Below are 18,708 nucleotides of genomic sequence, written 5' to 3'. Positions count from 1 at the left end.
CGGTGGCTGCTGATAGAACACATCGACCGCCGTCGAACGGACTGTCAGGAGTCACCGTCTTGTCCTATGTCCAGCATGTCGAGCAGTTCCACGGACTGCCGGCCTTCACCTTCCCGCCGTACGCGAACCCCGTGGATCTTCCGGACGCGGACGCCGTGGCCTGGCGCCTCCACTGCGGCCGGTACCCGAGCGACGAGGACTCCTCCTCCTACTGGAAGCGGTTCACCGAGTCGGTCGAACTGGAGAAGATACGGGCGCTGATCTTCGGCAATCCCTGGGGTGGGGGCAGCCCGGACGAACTGCTCGCCCTGCGGTCCCGGTTCCCCGCACTCGAAGCACTGTTCCTCGGCGATCTCGTGGACGAGGAGGCGATGATCTCTACGATCGAACTTGGCGGTCTCACGGAGCTTCTGGAGGCGTTCCCCGGGCTGCGGGAGCTGGCCATGAGGGGCGGGGACGGCCTGGAATTCCCGGTGACGGGCCACGAAGGACTCCGGGTGCTGCGCGTCGAATCGGGTGGGCTGCCCCGCGAGGCGGTGGCCCAGATCGCCGCCGCGTCCCTGCCCTCGCTGGAGCACCTCGAACTGTGGCTGGGCGACGACTGGTACGGCGGCGGAACGAGGGCCGAGGACCTGGCCCCGCTGTTCGCCTGCACCGGCAAGCCCGCGCTGCGCCACCTGGGGCTGCAGAACAGTCCGGTGCAGGACGAGCTGGCCGCGGCCCTGGCCTCCGCGCCGGTCGTGGGCGGACTCACCTCGCTGAGCCTGTCGATGGGCACCCTCGGCGACGAGGGGGCGGAGGCGCTGCTGAGCGGGCAGTCGCTGGCCCACCTGCGGGAGCTCGACCTCTCGCACCACTACCTCAGCGAGGACATGATGCTGCGGATCTGGACGGAGCTGGAGCCGCAGGGGGTGCGTGTGAACCTCACCGACAGACAGGAGGAGGAAGAAGCGGAAGAAGAGGACGACGACGACTGGGACGGGCGGTCCGGCAGGTACGTCGCGGCCGCCGAATGACCACCGTCCCCGTTGCCCGCCCCGTACCCGCTCGCCCAGTCGCAGAGGAAAGGCCCGCACGATGACCGATGCCGCCACCACCCACGACCCGGAAGAGGCCCTGCTCACCAGCCGTGATCTGAACGGGGAGCGACCCGTGCTGGAACCCGGCGAGCAGGTCCCGTACGGACATGTTCTGTACGCCGCCGCCCTGCTGGGACGTAGCCCCGCGCAGGTCGTCGCGCGGCTGACCGCCATGGGCTACGCCGATGTCCAGGACGCGGGCTCCCCGCTCCCCGAGGCCGTGGCCCTCGACGACGCCGCCCTGACCAGGAGGGAGAGCCACGACAAGTGGCTGCACCGCTGGATCGACGTCGCCGCGCCCGTCTCCCTGCGCCAGGTGCTGGAGACCGCGGAGCACACCGGGCGCGCCCCCGCCGACATCGGGCGCCGGCTGACCGCCCTCGGCTACCGGCTCGGCGGCAGCGGGCCGCTCCCCGAGACCCCTGACCCCCGTGACGTCATGCTGACCCGCACCGACGGCCGGGGGGACGGCGAGTGGCTCGACTGGGGCGACGAGGTCTCCGCCGACCATGTGCTGGAGGCGGCCGACTACGTGTCCTGCAGCCCGCACGCAGCCGCCGTCCGGCTGGCCTCGCTCGGCCTGAAGCTGCCGTACACCCCCGAAGCCGACGACGAACTGCTGCTCACGGCGGGTGACACAGCCGGTGCCCGCTGGTTCGGCAGGTACATGGAGCCGCCCCTGGGGCATGTCCTCGACGTCGCCAGGAAGACGGGACGGCGCCCCGCGGACCTCGTGGACCGGCTGAAGGCGCTGGGGCTCGAAGGGCTGGGCGGATCGGTGCCCGAGAACCCGGAGGACGAGGACTTCGTCATCCTCAGCGCGAATCTCGACGGCTGCCGACCCTGGCTGGACCGGAACACGGTCGTCGGACTGCGGATGGAGCACATCCTGCGCGCGTCCCTCGTCACGGAGCGCAGCCCGGCGGAGATCACCGCGCGGCTGACCGAACTGGGCCACTGGCTGCACCGGAACGCGAAGCTGCCCGAGACCGCCGACGAGGCGGACATCAGGCTGCTGGACACCCTCGACCGCTCGTACCTGGACAACGTCCACCTGGAGAAGGTCCTGCGCAGCGCGAGCCTGACGGGCCGGAGCCCGGCGGACGTCGCGGCCCGGCTGACCGAGCTCGGCTTCACGCTCCCCGACGAGGTGGAGTACCCGGACGTACGAGGTGCGAGGGCCGCGTCCTGACGTGCGTCCGCCCCGGCTGTCACGGACGGCCGGGGCGGACACCGGGCATACGTACGGCGGAACGCCCGTCACGCCAGGTGGAACACCTCCGTCAGCGGGATCATGGCTTCGTCGGCGGCCTCCGGCTGCTCGAAGAACCCGGCCATGTCCCGCTGCCACCGTGCGTTGACCTCGGTCGCCGCCATCGCGTCCCGGGCCGCGTCGAAGTCCTCCGTCTCCAGATAGCCGACCAGCAGGCCGTCCTCCCGCAGGAACAGCGAGTAGTTGTGCCAGCCCGCCTCCGACAGAGCGGCGAGCATGTCGGGCCACACCGCCGTGTGGCGCTCGCGGTACTCGTCCTTGCGGTCCTCACGGACCTTCAGCAGAAAGCAGACGCGCTGCATGGAGCCGGCCCCTCCGGTCAGAAGTCGAACTTGTCGATGTTCTTGGAGTCGAAGACGGTCGGCTCGCCCAGGATGACCTCGCCGTCCTTGCCGATGGTGTACTCACCGAGCTTGCCCGCCTTGAACTTCTCGCCCTCCGCACCGCTGATCTGCCCCGACGCCAACGCGGCGGCCGCGTACGAGCCGAGGTAGCCGAGCTCCTCCGGGTTCCAGAGCGAGAACTGCTCGACGGTGCCGTCCTTGACGTACTTGCGCATCTGGTTCGGCGTGCCGAGCCCGTTGAGCACGACCCTGCCCTTGTACGAGGAGTCGCTCAGATAGCGTGCCGCGGCCGCGATGCCGACCGTCGTGGGGGAGATGATGCCCTTGAGGTCGGGGTAGGCCTGCATGAGGCCCTGCGTCTGCTGGAAGGACTTCTGGTCGGCGTCGTCGCCGTACGCGACCTTGACCAGCTTCATGTCCTTGTACTTGGGGAGCTTCAGCTCCTCCTTCATGTAGTCGATCCAGGTGTTCTGGTTCGTCGCGTTCTGGGTGGCCGACAGGATCGCGACCTTGCCCTTGAAGTCGAGCTGCTCGCCGAGGTGCTGGACCAGGCTGCGGCCGATCTCCTCGGAGCTCGCCTGGTTGATGAAGAGCTGACGACAGTCCTTCGCCGTGTCGGAGTCGTAGGCGACGACCTTGATGTCCTTCTTCATGGCCTGCTTCAGCGGGCCGCACACCGCGTTCGGGTCGTTCGCCGCGAGGAGGATGGCGTCCTGGCGCTGCTGGATCAGGGTGTTGATGTAGGAGACCTGCGAGGAGGCGCTCGCGTCGGACGGGCCGACCTCCTTGCCTGTGCCGCCGTACTCCTTCGCGGCCGCGATACCCGCCTCGTCGACGATCTTCTCGTACGGGTTGTTGATCTGCTTGGGCAGGAAGGCGAGCTTCAGGCCCTTCTTCAGCGGGGCGTCCGGGTCGGCCTTCGCGGAGCCTGCGGCCTTCGCGCCCCCGCTCTCCTTGCTGTCCTTCGTGGTGCCTCCACAGGCGGTGAGGGCGAGGGCGAGAGAGACGGCGGTGGCTGCGGTCGCGACGGCGCGGCGCCCAGCGGCATTGCGGAGCATCATGGCGGCGTGTGCCTTTCGGAGAGGTACGGGCGAGGTACGGGCAAGGGGCGTTACGGCGTTACGGCGCCACGCGCGACGACGACGGGGCCGCGGGGGTGTTCGCGGCCCGCCTGTGCCGGCGTTCGACGACGGTGGCGATGACCCGTGGGGTCAGTACGGACGCCACGAGCAGCAGCCCGGTCACGATGACCTGCACCTCGTTGGCGATGTCGTTGAGCGTGAGCAGGTTCTTCAGGAGGCCGATCAGCAGGACTCCGGCGACCGCCCCGAAGAGCGTGCCCTTTCCGCCGTCGAAGTCGATGCCGCCGAGCAGGACGGACGCGATGACGAGCATCTCGAAGCCGAGTCCGTTGTCGGCGCGGGCACTTCCGTAGCGCAGGGTGAAGATGATGCCCGCGAAGGCGGAGAACAGCCCGGTCACGACGAAGAGCAGCAGCTTGATCCGCTTGACCCGGATGCCGGCGAAGTACGCGGCCTCCTCCTGGGCGCCGATCGCGAAGAGCGAACGGCCGAGACCCGTGGCGTGCAGCACCACGGCGGTGACCACGGCCAGCACGATGAAGAGCAGCACCGGGTAGGTGAGGAAGGTGCCGGGGACGGTCGTGGTGTCGACCGCCCAGTCCGCGTAGACCTGTGGGAAGTCCGTCACCGCGTCGCTGCCGAGCGCCACCGATGCCAGGCCCCGGTAGAGCGCCAGGGTGCCGATGGTGACGGCGAGGGACGGCAGTCCGACCTTGGTGACCAGCCAGCCGTTGAGGAGGCCTCCGGCGACGCCCACCAGCAGCACCACCGGCACGATCGTCTCGAAGGCCCAGCCGGCGTCCCAGAGCGCACCGGTCAGCGCGCTGCCGAGGCCCAGCATGGAGGCCACCGACAGGTCGACCTGCCCGGCGACGACCAGGAGGGTCATCGGCAGGGCGATGATGGCGACTTCGGCGATGTCGTTGAAGGCGAACGCGAGGTTCTCGCCGGAACCGAAGCCCTCCGTGCTCGCGAGGCCGACGACGAGGACCGCCACCAGCAGGACACCGACCGCGGTGTCCCAGCGCAGTGCCAGGGCGCGCACGAGGGAGGGCTTCGTCGCGGCCCGCGGCGTGGGAGCCGTCTTGGTGTCAGGCGCCATGGTCATGACGGGCGTTCCTCCTCCTCAGTGCGGCGGTCATCCGCAGGTTCACGATCCGGTCGACGCTGATGGCCAGCAGGAGGAGCGCACCGGTGATGGCGCCCTGCCAGAAGGCGTCCACCTTCAGCACGACCAGGACACTGCCGATGGTGGTGAGCAGCAGGGCCCCGAGCGCGGCGCCCCAGACGGTGCCGGTGCCGCCGGTGATCGCGACGCCGCCGACGACGACCGCGCTGACGACGGTCAGTTCCCAGCCGTGCGCGTTGTCCGCGACGACGGTGCCGAAGCGGGCCAGCCACAGGGCCCCGGCGAATCCGGCGACGGCCCCGGAGAAGGCGTAGGCGGCGAGGATGCGGCGGCGGATCGGGATGCCGGCGAGCCGGGCGGCCTCGGGGCTCGACCCGATGGCGTACAGCTCGCGCCCCGAGCGGTAGCCGCGCAGGAAGTACGCCGTCGCCGCCAGCAGGACCAGCGCGATCAGCGGCAGGTACGGGACGCCCAGCACGCTGCCGCTGCCCAGGCCCAGGACCGCGTCCGGAACATCGGATGCGCTGATCTGCTCGCCCTTGGCCCACCAGTAGTCGACGCCCTGGATGATGTAGAGCATGCCCAGGGTCACCACGAGCGCGGGGACCCTGCCGAAGCTGACGAGGGCGCCGGAGACCAGGCCGCAGACGACGCCGATGGCGATGCCGAGCAGCATCACGCTCAGCACACCGTGGTCGCTGCCGGAGACGAACTCGCCGCAGGCGAAGGCGGACAGACCGACGACGGAGCCGACCGACAGGTCGATGTTGCGGGTGATCACGACGGCGGACTGACCGACCGCGAGCAGCACCAGGATCGACGCGTTGAGCAGCAAATCCTTGATGCCCTGGTCGGACAGGAAGCGCGGGTTGGCGAGGTAGGTGCCGAGGATCAGCAGGGCCAGCGCCCCCGCGATGGAGATCTCCCGCGCCCGGAAGACCGTGTCCACGAGCGAGGAGGCGCTGCGCTCCGGAGGTTTCGAGGCGTCAGGGGGGCTCTCGATGGTGCTGGTCATGCCGCCGCCCTCTCGTTGCGTCCGGTGGCCGCGGCCATGACCGACTCCTCGGTGGCGCTCGCGCGCGGGATCTCGGCGACCAGCCGGCCCTCGTGCATCACGAGCACCCGGTCGGCCATGCCGATGACCTCCGGAAGGTCGGAGGAGATCATGAGTACGGCGAGGCCGTCTGCGGCGAGCGCGGAGAGCAGCCGGTGGACCTCGGCCTTGGTGCCGACATCGATCCCACGGGTCGGCTCGTCGACGATCAGTACGGCGGGGCCGGTCGCCAGCCACTTGGCCAGCACGACCTTCTGCTGGTTGCCGCCGGACAGCACGCCCACGGTGTCCGCCAGCCGGTTGTACTTGAGCTGGAGCCGCACCGCCCAGTCGGCGGCCCGCTCGTGCTCCAGCGCCCGGCTGACGAGTCCGCGCTTGCGGACCTCGGCCAGCCCGGTGAGGCCGATGTTGCGCTCGATGGACATATCCATGACCAGTCCGCGCTGGCGCCGGTCCTCGGGTACGAGCGCGAGCCCGGCGTCCATCGCTGCGGTCGGCGAACCGGGGCGCAGCACCGTGCCGGCCACCCTCACCTCGCCCGCGTCGGCGCGGTCGACACCGAAGACGGCCTGGGCGACCTCCGTGCGTCCGGCGCCGACGAGCCCGGCGAGCGCGACGATCTCGCCGCGGCGGACGTCGAAGGACACGTCGCGGAACACGCCCTCACGGGTCAGCCGGTGCACGGACAGGGCGACGTCGCCGGTCTCCGCGTCCTGCTTGGGGTAGAGGTCGTCGAGGTCACGGCCGACCATCCTGCGCACCAGGTCGTCCTCGGTGAGCCCCTCCAGCGGCTCGGAGGAGATCCACCGGCCGTCGCGCAGGGTCGTGACGCGCTGGCACAGTTCGAAGATCTCGTCGAGGCGGTGCGAGATGAACAGCACCGCCGCACCCTCGGAGCGCAGCGTCCGGACGACGGAGAACAGCCTGGCGGTCTCGCTGCCGGTCAGGGCGGCCGTCGGTTCGTCCATGATCAGGACGCGGGCGTCGAAGGAGAGCGCCTTGGCGATCTCGACGATCTGCTGGTCGGCGATCGAAAGGCCGCGGGCCGGGCGGTCGGGTGCCAGGTCGACGCCGAGCCTCCGCATCAGTCCGGCCGTGGTGTCGTGCACGGCTCTGCGGTCGATCCTGCCCAGGGACCGCCGGGGCTGACGGCCCATGAAGATGTTCTCGGCGATGGACAGGTCGGGGAAGAGCGTCGGCTCCTGGTAGATGACGGCGATGCCGGCGTCGCGGGCGTCGGCCGGGCCGTGGAAGACGACGGGCCGGCCGTCGAGGAGCACCTCGCCGCTGTCCGGGCGGTGCACCCCGGCGAGTGCCTTGATCAGCGTCGACTTGCCCGCGCCGTTCTCACCCGCGAGTGCGTGGGCCTCGCCGGGGAACAGCCGCAGGGACACGTCCTGAAGGGCCCGTACGGCGCCGAAGGACTTGCTCACGCCCTTCAGGGCCAGGACCGGGGCCACCGGGGCCGGGTCTGCCGGGTCCGGATCTGCTGCCTGGCCCGGATCTGCCTGGCCCGGTCCTGCCGGGTCCGGGGCGGACTGGTTCATGGGAGCTCCTCAGCGGAGGGACTGTTCCGCTCCACCCGCCGTGAAAGGTGTGAAAGGTTTCAATGAGGTTGCTCGGAAGCTAAACGGGGATTGCGGGCGCCGTCAATGGGTTGATGGCGGGGAGTTCCAGGAAAAGGGGCAAGGTGCGACCCAAATGGGGGGAGTGGGTAGGCGCTCTTGACAGCCTTCGGGGCGGACCACTATCTTCCGAGACGCTTGAATCGATTCACATAACGGTCGCGTATCGCTCCTGCTTCGGCCCCTCCACGCGCGCGCGGCGTGTCAGAGGCGGGCGGCTGCGGGATGGCGCGGCCCGAGGAGCACCACGAGCCCCGCCCTGCCGGGCACCGGCACCGGGACCCGGTGCCAGCCCGCGCGCCGGTAGAAGCGCAGCGCCGTATCGGCGTGTACGGACGTGAGCAGCCAGCACCGCCCGTCCGGGTGGGCCGCGGTGACCGCCGACAGCAGGGCAGCGCCCAGCCCGGTGCCCCGCGCGTCGGGGGTGACGGCCAGCTCGTCGACCTCCAGCGCGCCGCACAGCCACTCCGCGGTGCGGTCGGGCCCGAGCGCACCGGCGACGTGGCCGTAGCTGCGGTCGGTGGGGAAGGTGCCGGGCGTCGTCCAGGCGGTGGCGAAGCCGCCGACGGTGTCGCCGTCCAGGGCCAGCGCGGCGGTGAACCCGGGGCGCGCGGTGTCGGCGGCGAGCCGCTCGAGGTACAGCGCGCCCGCCGAGGGGTCCTCGTTCCACGGTGGGCCGGAGAACACGTCCGCGTACGCCCGGCTGATCCCCTCGGCGTACGCGGGCAGGCCCGCGCTCTCGACCAGCCGGACCCGCATGACCGCACCACTCCCCGCCCCTGGACCGCTCCCGGTCAGGATAGGCGCGCCGACGCCGGTGTGCGGCGGGGTTCAGCCGGCCCGGCCTCAGCCGTGGGGCTCAGCCGGCCGCACCAGATGCGTGGTGAACCAGTCCCGGGCCAGATCCGCGACCCGTTCCAGGGCGCCCGGCTCCTCGAACAGGTGCGTGGCGCCCGGGACTATCGCCAGCCGGTTCTCGCAGTGCAGCGCCGCCTGCGCCTGCCGGTTGAGGTCGATCACCGTGGTGTCCGCGCCGCCCACGATCAGCAGGGTGGGCGCCCGTACCGTGGACAGATCGGCCCCGGCCAGATCGGGGCGCCCGCCACGGGAGACCACGGCGCCCACACCCGAGTCCGACGCGGAGGCGGCCCGCAGCGCTGCGGCAGCACCCGTACTCGCGCCGAAGGTGCCGACCGGGAGCGGCACGCGGCGGCGCACCCAGCGGGTGGTGTCCGCCAGCCGCCCGGCCAGCAGGCCGATGTCGAAGACGTTGGCGCGGTAGACCTCTTCCCCGGGCGTCAGCAGGTCGAAGAGCAGGGTGCCCAGGCCGGCGCGGTTCAGCGCCCTGGCGACCGCCCGGTTGCGCGGGCTGCTGCGGCTGCTGCCCGACCCGTGGGCGAACACCACGAGCGCCCGCGCGTCACCGGGCAGCGTGAGGTCCCCGGAGAGCGGGACCCCGCCCGCGTCCACCTCGACCTCCTCGGCCGTGGCGGCACCTCCTGCGGCCCGCGCCAGCAGGGAGACGACCTCCTCGTCGGAGGTCTGGGAGAAGTCCCGGTACCACTCACCCACGGCGGAGAAGAGATGCGGGGTGGAGAGGCAGACGACTTCGTCGACGTCCTCGCGCAGCCTGGCCGCGACATCCGGTGAAGCGACGGGCACGGCCAGCACGACATGGGCGGCACCCTGCGCCCGTACCACCTGGCAGGCGGCCCTCGCGGTCGCTCCGGTGGCGACCCCGTCGTCCACGACGACCACCGTGCGCCCCTTCAGCGGCAGGCGCGGGCGGCCCTCCCGGTACGTACCCGCCCGTCGCAGGAGCTCCGCCTCCTCGGCGCGCTCGACGGACGCGAGGTCCTCGTCACCGACCCCGGTGCGGCGGACGATCTCGTCGCTGATGACCCGGGCCCCGTCCTCGCCGATGGCGCCGAACCCCAGCTCCGGGTGGTGGGGAACCCCGAGCTTGCGGACCACGATCACATCGAGCGGGGCGCCGAGAGCCTGCGCCACCTCGTACGCCACCGGGACCCCGCCGCGCGGCAACCCCAGTACGACGGGATCGCGATCTCGCCGCTCCAGGTGCCGCAGTGCCACGGCGAGCCGCCGCCCGGCATCCGTGCGGTCGGTGAACAACACGGGGGTTCACCTCCAACCGAGGGAAGAGCGGAACGCACACGCGTACCCCCGCCTTCGACGCAACCGCATGTGCGCCGGTCGGGCAAGTCGGGGGCAACCGGCGCACCGGGGCCTTCACCGGCGGTGGGGCGGGTGCCGGTGTTACGAGATGGCCCGGAGGTGGCCGTGCGGCGGCAGACCGCGGAGCCGGTCCACGGCCTGGGTCGTCGCCTCGTCCGCGGGGAGGAGGACGACCAGCTGCTGGGAGTCCGACGGGAGGTCGAGCGTCTCGCGCCGCAGCCGGAGCCCGCACCCCGAGGGATGGTCGAGGCGCAGGACCCCGCGCCGCGGTACCTCATGACGGTTCATGCGGCGGGTGAAGTCGTCGCCGGCGGCGGAGGCGAGCTCCGCGGTGAACCACTCGAAGTCCTCGACGGAAGGGCCGAGCCAGAGGTCGAAGGCCTGCTCGTCCGCGACGGCGTCCCAGTCGGCGAAGAACGTCCGGGCGCGGGGGTCGGTGAAGACATAGTGGGTGAGGTTCGGGGCGCCGCTGTCGAGCAGCCCGCTCCCGCTCGTCACCGCCTCGAACGCGCTGGTACGGGCGAGGACGTCGCCCAGCCGGTTGGTCACCATCGCGATGCCCGGTTCGAGGAGGCTGAGCGTCTCCAGGACCGAGGGGCGGAGCTCGCGCGGCGGTGGGGCGGGCCGGGTGTGGGCGGTGCACTCGCCGCCGGTGATCTTCGTGAGGTAGCGCAGGTGGCTGCGCTCGGACGAGTCGAGGCTGAGCGCGTCGGCGATCGCGTTCACCACCGCGACGGAGGGGTTGCGGTCACGGCCCTGTTCCAGGCGGGTCAGATACTCCACGCTGATGCCGGCCCGCCCGGCGAGATCCGAGCGCCGCAACCCCGGCGCCCTGCGGCGGCCGTGGTCCGGCAGGCCCAGCGACTGCGGCTGGATACTGTCGCGCTTGGCCCGGATGAAATCTCCCAACGGTGTCCCCATGCTTCGAGGATATGGCGGTCGCCCCGGACCGCCGAGGGCCCAGCATGGCCCTGTGGGGGCCGGTCTGGGCACGGTCTGGCTGGAGCCCCGGTCCTGGCCGACGGTGGTGCGCATGGACAACAACACGTACAAGCTGGTGATCCTCGTCGGAAGCGTCCGTGAGGGACGGTTCGGCCCGGTCGTGGCCTCCTGGGTCGCCGAACAGGCCGGTGAGCACGGCGCTTTCGATGTGGACGTCGTCGATCTCGCCGATGTCGACATCCCGTTGGAGCTGCCCGCCGCCTCGCCGAAGTACGCCGGCGACGACTACCCCCGCCCGGCCGGGATGGCGCCGCTGACGTCCGCGCTGGAGGGCGCCGACGCGTTCGTCGTCATCTCGCCGGAGTACAACCACAGCTACCCCGCGTCCCTGAAGGCGGCCATCGACTGGCACTTCACCCAGTGGACGGCCAAGCCCGTCGCCTTCGTCAGTTACGGAGGGGCGGCGGGTGGCCGGCATGCGGTGCTGCACCTGGAGAACGTGCTGACCGAGCTGCACGCCGTGACGATCCGGGACGGCCTCGCCTTCCCGAACTACTACACGGCGTGGGAGGACGGCCGGCCCCTCGACCCCGGGGCCCCCGGGTACGCCAGGACACTGCTGGAGCAGCTGGCCTGGTGGGCGGGCGCCCTGCGGACGGCGCGGGAGGCCAATCCGTATCCGGCGTGACGGCGGGGGCCGGTGAAGGGACGCGGAATTCACGACGCTGCCACTGCCATGTCACGAACGTGTCCTGAGGACGATCAAGGTGCAACGGGAGCAGCCGTACCGACGGTCTGAGGGGATAGAACGACACGGACGGGCCCCCGGCTCACGCGCCCGCTCCCCGGAGCGGCCCCCACGCGAAGGACAGGCGATCAGTATGCGCACTCGGAAGATCTCGGTACTGACCATGACGGCAGTCGCCCTCGGCCTGGCGCTGACGGCATGCGGCACCGACGGTGCCGACAACGCACCCACTTCCGCGAGCAGCTCATCGGCGGCGGTGGGCACGTCGAAGTCCGAGGCCACGTCCGAGGCGGCGTCCGAGGCGGCTGAGGGCAAGTCGTCGGGCACGTCCGCCAAGTCCGACACGAAGTGCACGGATCAGCTCGATTACGCCGGTGACTCGCGTTCCAACGCGGAGATCAACTCCATTGGTGCGGACACGGGCACCTGTCCGCCGGTCCAGAAGTCCGACGGGGCGTCGGACGGGCAGGCGATGGACCTGAAGTGCACGAATCAGATCAATTACGCCGGTGACTCGCGTTCCAACGCGGAGATCAACTCCATCGGCGCGGACACCGGCACCTGCCCGCCGGTCCAGAAGTGATCGTCTGACCGCCGGTGACGCGACAGCGCCGGACCGCCCTCACGGCTACCCGAGGGCGGTCCGGCGCTTACACGTTCACTACCGCGGCCTCGCTAGCGTGCCGGTGAGCAGTGAAGAGGCCCCCCGGGTCGGAGGGCCTCAACGTGGTGCGCTGTGCGCCCCCGGCAGGACTCGAACCTGCGGCCAAGCGCTTAGAAGGCGCCTGCTCTATCCACTGAGCTACGGGGGCCGGGTGTCGGCCTGCTGCCCCGGAAGGCATTGGTTCAAGCCATCCGTGACCTTGCGGGGACAAGGATAGGGCTCCGATCGCCTCGTCCCGGTTGCTTCACCTGCGTGGCACGATGTGGAGGTTCAGTGAAGCGAACTGATAATCGCAGGTGGGTGCGATTCATGCATCGCTTTTGACGTCTCCCGCCACGGGTGTTGTGCACTCGTTATGCCTGCGCCCCACTCGTCCCCTCTGTCTCCCGGGATGGATCCGCCGCGCAGAGGGGCCTATACGCTTCAAAAAGGCGCCAAAATTGGGCATTCTTCGCATGTGGTAACCATGGATGTACGGCCCCAGCTCATCGACGCACTTTCCGCCCTGCGCGACCGTGTCGCTGCCGTGCGTCTTCCACTTCCGCTGCCGGGCGCCCCGCGCGCCCGGCAGACGCGGACCGAACTGCTCGCCCAGCTCGACGACTACCTCGTACCGCGTCTCAAGGATCCCGAGGCGCCGCTGCTCGCGGTGATCGGGGGATCCACCGGCGCGGGCAAGTCGACGCTCGTCAATTCGCTGGTGGGGTGCCGGGTCAGTGAGGCCGGTGTGCTGCGCCCGACCACGCGGACCCCCGTACTCGTCTGCCACCCGGACGACCACCACTGGTTCGCAGGGGTGCGGGTGCTGCCGCAGCTCACCCGGGTGTGGCTGCCCCCGGGCCAGGCCGCGGACCCGGACGGGCTCGACCACATCGGGGCCGAGGGGGACGGGGACGACACCGTGCTGCGTGTGGAGACCGCGGCCACCCTGCCCCGGGGGCTCGCGCTCCTGGACGCCCCCGACATCGACTCGCTCGTCGTACGGAACCGGGTCCTGGCCGCCGAACTCATCTGCGCCGCCGATGTGTGGGTCATGGTGACCACCGCCTCCCGGTACGCCGACGCCGTGCCGTGGCATCTGCTGCGTACCGCCAAGGAGTACGACGCCTCCCTGGTCACCGTCCTGGACCGGGTCCCGCACCAGGTGATCGCCGAGGTGTCACGGCAGTACGCCGCCCTGCTCACCCGGGCGGGCCTTGGCGAGGTGCCCCGCTTCACCATTCCCGAGCTGCCCGAGTCCGCGGGCGGCGGCAGCGGGCTGCTCCCCACCACGGCCGTCGCACCGCTGCGGGCCTGGCTCACCCACCGGGCGCAGGATCCGGCGGCCCGTCAGCAGGCCGTGGAGCGTACGGCGTCCGGGGCCATCGACTCGCTCAACGTACGGATGCCCGAGCTGGCCGGGGCCGTCGCCGCGCAGTACGCAGCGGCCGTGCGGCTGACCGGCGTGGTCGAGGAGGCGTACGGGAAGGAGCTGTCGCGGGTCAGGCGGCGCCTCAGGAACGGCGCCGTGCTGGCCGGCGGCGCCCGCACCCGGTGGCGCGGATATCCGCTCTACAGCACGGCGGGTGAATTGCTGGACGCGCTCGTGGAGAGCCTGGTGGCCCTGCTCCAGTGCGCCGTCGCGGCCTCCGACGAGCAGATCCGTACGACCTGGCAGCGCGAGGCCGCTGCCGGGATCTTCCGCTTCGAGGACGCCGGTCGCGAGGCCGGCGGGTGGGGGCCCGCCGAGGACATCCAGGGCCGGATCGGTATGGCCGTACGCCGCTGGCGGCGGGTCCTGGAGGAGCTCGCCGAGGAGGAGGCACGGCTGCTCGAACGCAATGCCGCACCGGACGCCGAGACGGTGGCGGCGCTGCTGGCCGCCGCGCTCCTCGGCGGACGCCGTGCCCGGAGCGCCGGGGAGCAGCTCGCCGAACGCATCGGAGCCCAGGGCGCTTTGCGCCTGCGCGACAAGGGCGGGGCGCTGCTCACCGACTGCCTGGACCAGGTCATGCAGGGCGAGCGCGACCGGCGGCTCGCCCCCCTGGACGCCCTCGACGTCGCCCCCGAGCCGCAGGCCGAACTCATCGCCGCGCTGTCCGTACTGCAGAAGGAGAGGTGGCAGCGATGACTGCCGTCACTGACCAGGGCCGGGACCACGGGCCGGGCAGGGGAGAACAGAGAGAGCAGGGGGAGGCGGAACGGGGGGACCTGAAGGACGGCCGCCGCTGGGACGACGGGCTCATCGCGCGCCGGGCCGCCGAGGCCGAGGCCGAGGCCGAACAGGAGAGCGCGGAGGCCCCCGGGGCCGATGAGGCGGGGCCCCAGGTCGAGGCGTACGGGCTGCCGGGCAGCCCCCTGCGGCCGAGACTGGACGCGCTGCGTGAACTGGTCGGGCTCTCCCGCGCCAGGCTGGAAGGCGGCACCCTCGCCGAGGCGGGCCGGGTGCTCGACGAGGCGTCCGCCCGCCAGCGGCTCTCCTCCCGGCACACGGTCGTGGCCATCGCGGGGGCGACCGGCAGCGGGAAGTCCACCCTCTTCAACGCGCTCGCGGGCGTCCAGATCTCCGACACCGGGCTGCGCAGGCCGACGACCTCGGCCCCGATCGCCTGCAGCTGGACCGACGGCGCCGCCGGTCTGCTCGACCGGCTGGCCATCCCGGGCCGGCTCCGCCGCAGGCCGGTGCAGGGCGGCACGGCGACCGACGAGGCGTTGCAGGGGCTCGTCCTGGTGGACCTGCCCGACCACGACTCGGCGGCGACCGGCCACCGGGAACAGGTGGACCGGGTGCTGGGTCTTGTCGACGCGGTGATCTGGGTCGTCGACCCGGAGAAGTACGCCGACGCGGCCCTGCACGAACGCTATCTGCGACCGCTGGCAGGGCACGCCGAGGTCTCCTTCGTCGTGCTCAACCAGATCGACCGGCTGGCCGGTGAGGCCGCCGACCTGGTCCTGGACGATCTGCGCCGGCTGCTCGACGAGGACGGCATGGCGGTGGGGGAGCACGGCGAGCCCGGCGCCACCGTCATGTCCCTGTCCGCGCTGAGCGGGACCGGGGTGGGAGACCTGCGCGAGCTGCTCGGCAGGTTCGTCCAGGCCCGTACGGCGGCGACGCGCAGGCTCTCCGCCGACGTGGACGCGGCCGCCGCCAGGCTCAGGACCGTGTACGTCGCCGACGGGCGGCCCGGGCTCGGTGAGCGGGCCCGGGAGGAGTTCACGGACCGGCTCGCGGAGGCCGTCGGAGCGGCCGCGGCGGGGCAGGCTGCTGAGCGTGAGTGGCGCAGGAACGCGGGCCGGGCCTGCGGGACGCCCTGGCTGCGGCTCTGGCGCTGGTACGAGTCCACCCGGCAGCTGGGCGGCGGCCTTGACCTGATGGCGCAGGTGCTGGCGCCGCCGGAGGAGGAGCTCACGGCACGGCAGCGCGTGGAGCAGGCGGTGCGGAAGCTGGCGGACGACGCGGTGGACGGGCTGCCCACGCCATGGGCGCAGGCCGTGCGCGAGACGGCGGTGAGCGGGGCGAAGGGGCTGCCGGAGGCGCTGGACGACCTGTCGCGGAACGCGCAGGCCGGAGCCGGTGGCGGTCGGGGTCGCGGGGGTGGCGGGGACACGGGGTCCGCGTCGGCCGGTCGCAGCGTGCAAGGGCGCGGCGTGCAAGGGCCCGGCGTACGGGATCCTGACGTACGAGGGCCCGGTGTGCAGGGTTCCGGTTCCGGTTCCGCGGGAAAGGCGGGCGGGGCCGTGGGGGGCCGTGGTGCCAGGCCGCCCCGCCCGGCGTGGTGGCCCGCCGCGGTGCTCGCGCAGGCTTCGATGACGCTGCTCCAGATCTTCGGCGGGCTGTGGCTGCTCGGCCAGATCGTCGGCGTGCTCGAACCCGGTCTGCTCACTCCGGCCCTGCTCATGCTGGCCGGAGTGGTCGGCGGGCCGCTCGTCGAGTGGTCCTGCGCGGCCGCGGCACGGGGGCCCGCACGCCGGTACGGGCAGGAGGCGGAACGGCGGCTCCGCGAGGCCGCCGCCGGGTGCGGCAGGGTCAGGGTGCTCGACCCGGTGGCGGCGGAGCTGGCGCGCTACCGCGAGGTGCGGGAGCGGTACGTGGCGGTGACGGAGTTGTCCACAACCGGCGGGTAGTCCACAGGCCTCAGCGGGATTCCCGGTCTCCGTCCAGCATGGTTCACAGTGGTTCGGGCGGACGCACCGGACAGGAATCGGGGGGCCGGAAATGAACGAGACCTTGGTGACGCTGGTGGGAAACGCCGCGACAGCGGTGGACTTCCGGGACACGGCGACAGGACCGACAGCGAGATTCCGTCTGGCGGTGACGCCCCGGCGGTGGGACCGGGCGCAGCAGGCCTGGACGGACGGCCGCACGAGTTTCTACACCGTGTGGGCGCGGCGGACACTCGCGGCGAATCTGTCCGGTTCGGTCTCGGTGGGAGAACCACTGGTCGTGCACGGTCGTCTGAAGGTGCGCGAGGAGGAGCGGGACGGGGTGTGGAAGACCTCCGTGGACATCGACGCCCTGGCGGTGGGACACGACCTGACCAGGGGAACGGCGGCGTTCCGGCGGGTGGTCAGAGCCGACCCGACCCTGACGGCGCCTACGCATCGTCAGAAACCGGCCACGGAAATGGCACCGATGTCCTGAAGGGGAGGGGGCTCGCCGAACAGAGCCATAACGATTACGAGTCGGAATGCTTATCTGACGGCATGACGGGGGATTCCCCTCGGCTCGCTCCTTACGATTCCCCAGTACTCATGCGGCACTTGAGTCTGCTGGCGAGACACCTCCACCACGCGCCTCATGCGTGAAGGTCTCGCCCGGAGGGGAATTCTGTGTTTTCTGTGTCTTCAGCATCCACTTCGTCGTCGACCGCGGCGACGGAGGGCTCCATAGGGAGCCGGAGCCGGAGCAGGAGTAGAGGCCATCGACCCGGGTCGGCCGGAGCGGGGCGGGGCCGTGGCCTCGTCAGGGTGGCCGCCGCGATGCTGGTCACCGGACTGGCCGCCGCGGGAAGCCTCGTCGGTGCGACCGCCGCCACGGCGGACGAGACGGGTCAGCACCAGGGCGGGGCGACCGCCGTACTGGACGGGCTGAAGACGTACGACACCGCGGTTCTCCGCAGCGGCGGCCAGGGCGGTGAGGCGGCCACGAAGCAGGAGCTGCCCGCCGGCCTCTTCGAGCTGGGCGTCGACGGCGGCGGCCAGCTGAAGACGTACTGCATCGACATCCACAACCCCACCCAGGACCGGGCGAAGTACCTGGAGACCCCCTGGGACCAGACCTCGCTCGGCTCCAACGGGAACGCCGGTAAGATCCGCTGGATCCTGCAGCACTCCTACCCGCAGGTCGACGACCTCGCTCAGCTGGCCGACGAGTCAGGCGCGGGCACGCTCACCGCGAAGACGGCGGCGGCCGGCACCCAGGTCGCGATCTGGCGCTTCTCGGACGACGCCGATGTCGAGGCCAAGGACGGGCACGCGGAGAAGCTGGCCGACTGGCTCCAGGAGACGGCCCAGAGCGTCGCCGAGCCCAAGGCCTCCGTGGCGCTGGAGCCCGCCGCGGTCTCCGGCAAGGCCGGTGAGCGGGTCGGCCCGGTCACCGTGCGCACCGACGCGGGCCAGGTCTCGGTGACTCCTCCCGTGGACGCCGCCGCGGGCGGGGTCAAGGTCACGGACAAGGACGGCAAGCCCGTCACCGAGGCGGCCGACGGCACCGGCCTCTACTTCGACATCCCCGAGGACGCCGCGGACGGATCCGCCTCGCTGACCGTCCAGGCCACCACGTCCGTGCCCGTCGGCCGGGTCTTCGCCGGGCTGACCAAGAGCCAGACCATGATCCTCGCCGGCTCCAGCGAGTCCACGGTCACCGCGACGGCGAGTGCCACCTGGGCGGAGAAGGGCGCGGTCCCCGCGCTCACCGCGCGGAAGAACTGCGCCAAGGGCGGCGTGGACATCACGGCGAGCAACAAGGGCGACGAGGCGTTCACCTTCGAGCTGGCCGGCGCCGAGCACACCATCGCGGCGGGTGAGACCCGCACGGTGACGATCCCGGTCGCCGAGGACCAGGCGTACGACTTCACGATCACCGGCCCCGGCGGCTTCAGCAAGAACTTCAAGGGAGTCCTGGACTGCGTGACCGCCGGCGCCCCCGGCTCCGGTGACGAGATCACCACCCAGAGTGGCTCCGAGCCCGTGCCCGCACAGACCGGCGACAGCTCCACCGGCACCGAGGGCGGCCTCGCCGAGACCGGTGGCTCCAGCGCCACCCCGGTCATCGCGGGTGTCGCCATCGCCCTCGTCGTCCTCGGCGGCGGCGCGGTCTTCCTGCTCCGCAGGAAGAGGCCTCAGGACAGCGGTGAGTGACTGCGCGGAGTGACTGCGCGGAGTGACTGAGCACCGGCGGCAGCGCGAAGGCGCCGGTGAGGAGCCCGGTACGGAGATCCGTACCGGGCTCCTGGCGTTCCGGGAGCGGCCCGGGAGCGGCCCGGGAGCGGCCCGGCAGAGACCCGGGAGCGGTCCTGGAGCGGGCTCGGGAGTGTTCCGGGGACCGGACTGGTTTCCGTCCGGGCGCGGACGTCAGGCAAGATGGGTGTATC

General features: G+C 71.6%; 16 protein-coding genes and 1 tRNA gene. 8 read left to right on the top strand and 9 right to left on the bottom strand.

Annotation, left to right across the window (positions count from 1 at the left end):
- Positions 1–59: 59 nt before the first annotated feature.
- Both AB0C75_RS00375 and AB0C75_RS00370 read left to right on the top strand, forming a co-directional pair.
- Positions 60–1,016, top strand: coding sequence for an STM4015 family protein (locus AB0C75_RS00375; protein ID WP_362885583.1), 957 nt, complete (start codon positions 60–62; stop codon positions 1,014–1,016).
- A gap of 61 nt (positions 1,017–1,077) precedes the next feature.
- Complete coding sequence (locus AB0C75_RS00370) at positions 1,078–2,271, top strand: hypothetical protein (RefSeq protein WP_362885581.1); 1,194 nt, start codon at positions 1,078–1,080, stop codon at positions 2,269–2,271.
- Between the two features lie 68 nt (positions 2,272–2,339).
- On the opposite strand, the gene AB0C75_RS00365 is transcribed toward AB0C75_RS00370, so the two are convergent.
- From AB0C75_RS00365 to AB0C75_RS00330, 8 genes are all read right to left on the bottom strand, one after another.
- On the bottom strand, positions 2,340–2,654 hold the full coding sequence (locus AB0C75_RS00365) for an L-rhamnose mutarotase (RefSeq protein ID WP_362885579.1): 315 nt from the start codon (positions 2,652–2,654) through the stop codon (positions 2,340–2,342).
- A gap of 17 nt (positions 2,655–2,671) precedes the next feature.
- On the bottom strand, positions 2,672–3,757 hold the full coding sequence (rhaS, locus tag AB0C75_RS00360) for a rhamnose ABC transporter substrate-binding protein (RefSeq protein ID WP_362885577.1): 1,086 nt from the start codon (positions 3,755–3,757) through the stop codon (positions 2,672–2,674).
- Positions 3,758–3,815: 58 nt separating this feature from the next.
- Positions 3,816–4,886 (bottom strand): ABC transporter permease, encoded by a 1,071-nt coding sequence (locus tag AB0C75_RS00355; RefSeq protein ID WP_362885575.1) that lies wholly within the window; start codon positions 4,884–4,886, stop codon positions 3,816–3,818.
- Positions 4,870–5,922, bottom strand: coding sequence for an ABC transporter permease (locus tag AB0C75_RS00350; protein ID WP_362885573.1), 1,053 nt, complete (start codon positions 5,920–5,922; stop codon positions 4,870–4,872). The genes AB0C75_RS00355 and AB0C75_RS00350 overlap by 17 nt, the downstream gene beginning before the upstream one ends.
- On the bottom strand, positions 5,919–7,508 hold the full coding sequence (locus AB0C75_RS00345; protein WP_362885571.1) for a sugar ABC transporter ATP-binding protein: 1,590 nt from the start codon (positions 7,506–7,508) through the stop codon (positions 5,919–5,921). The genes AB0C75_RS00350 and AB0C75_RS00345 overlap by 4 nt, the downstream gene beginning before the upstream one ends.
- Positions 7,509–7,790: 282 nt before the next feature.
- Positions 7,791–8,345: a GNAT family N-acetyltransferase gene (locus tag AB0C75_RS00340; RefSeq protein WP_362885569.1), complete on the bottom strand. Its 555-nt coding sequence runs from the start codon at positions 8,343–8,345 to the stop codon at positions 7,791–7,793.
- Positions 8,346–8,432: 87 nt separating this feature from the next.
- Positions 8,433–9,722, bottom strand: coding sequence for a phosphoribosyltransferase (locus tag AB0C75_RS00335; RefSeq protein ID WP_362885567.1), 1,290 nt, complete (start codon positions 9,720–9,722; stop codon positions 8,433–8,435).
- A gap of 141 nt (positions 9,723–9,863) precedes the next feature.
- A complete protein-coding gene (locus tag AB0C75_RS00330; RefSeq protein ID WP_362885565.1) occupies positions 9,864–10,703 on the bottom strand; it encodes a helix-turn-helix transcriptional regulator in 840 nt (279 codons plus the stop codon).
- 112 nt (positions 10,704–10,815) lie between these two features.
- Between AB0C75_RS00330 and AB0C75_RS00325 the strand changes: the two genes are divergently transcribed.
- Together AB0C75_RS00325 and AB0C75_RS00320 are read left to right on the top strand one after the other, a co-directional pair.
- The gene (locus AB0C75_RS00325) at positions 10,816–11,412 is read left to right on the top strand and encodes an NAD(P)H-dependent oxidoreductase (RefSeq protein ID WP_362886132.1); all 597 of its coding nucleotides are present in this window, start codon (positions 10,816–10,818) and stop codon (positions 11,410–11,412) included.
- A 193-nt stretch (positions 11,413–11,605) separates the two neighbouring features.
- Complete coding sequence (locus AB0C75_RS00320; protein WP_362885563.1) at positions 11,606–12,055, top strand: hypothetical protein; 450 nt, start codon at positions 11,606–11,608, stop codon at positions 12,053–12,055.
- A 156-nt stretch (positions 12,056–12,211) separates the two neighbouring features.
- Here the strand turns inward: AB0C75_RS00320 and AB0C75_RS00315 are convergent.
- Positions 12,212–12,284, bottom strand: a tRNA-Arg gene (locus AB0C75_RS00315).
- A gap of 318 nt (positions 12,285–12,602) precedes the next feature.
- On the opposite strand from AB0C75_RS00315, the gene AB0C75_RS00310 reads away from it, so the two are divergent.
- The 4 genes from AB0C75_RS00310 (at position 12,603) to AB0C75_RS00295 (ending at position 18,475) form a co-directional block, all read left to right on the top strand.
- Entirely contained in the window at positions 12,603–14,246 is a 1,644-nt protein-coding gene (locus AB0C75_RS00310; RefSeq protein WP_362885561.1) for a dynamin family protein, read from the top strand.
- A complete protein-coding gene (locus tag AB0C75_RS00305; RefSeq protein ID WP_362885559.1) occupies positions 14,243–16,240 on the top strand; it encodes a GTPase in 1,998 nt (665 codons plus the stop codon). The genes AB0C75_RS00310 and AB0C75_RS00305 overlap by 4 nt, the downstream gene beginning before the upstream one ends.
- A 91-nt stretch (positions 16,241–16,331) precedes the next feature.
- On the top strand, positions 16,332–16,757 hold the full coding sequence (locus AB0C75_RS00300) for a single-stranded DNA-binding protein (RefSeq protein ID WP_362885557.1): 426 nt from the start codon (positions 16,332–16,334) through the stop codon (positions 16,755–16,757).
- A gap of 338 nt (positions 16,758–17,095) precedes the next feature.
- On the top strand, positions 17,096–18,475 hold the full coding sequence (locus tag AB0C75_RS00295; protein WP_362886130.1) for a Cys-Gln thioester bond-forming surface protein: 1,380 nt from the start codon (positions 17,096–17,098) through the stop codon (positions 18,473–18,475).
- Positions 18,476–18,708 lie beyond the last annotated feature (233 nt).

The organism is Streptomyces sp. NPDC048565 (assembly GCF_040650935.1).
GTDB lineage: Bacteria > Actinomycetota > Actinomycetes > Streptomycetales > Streptomycetaceae > Streptomyces.
Note: the sequence above shows the minus strand (reverse complement) of the source record. Positions and strands in the feature narration are given on the sequence as shown.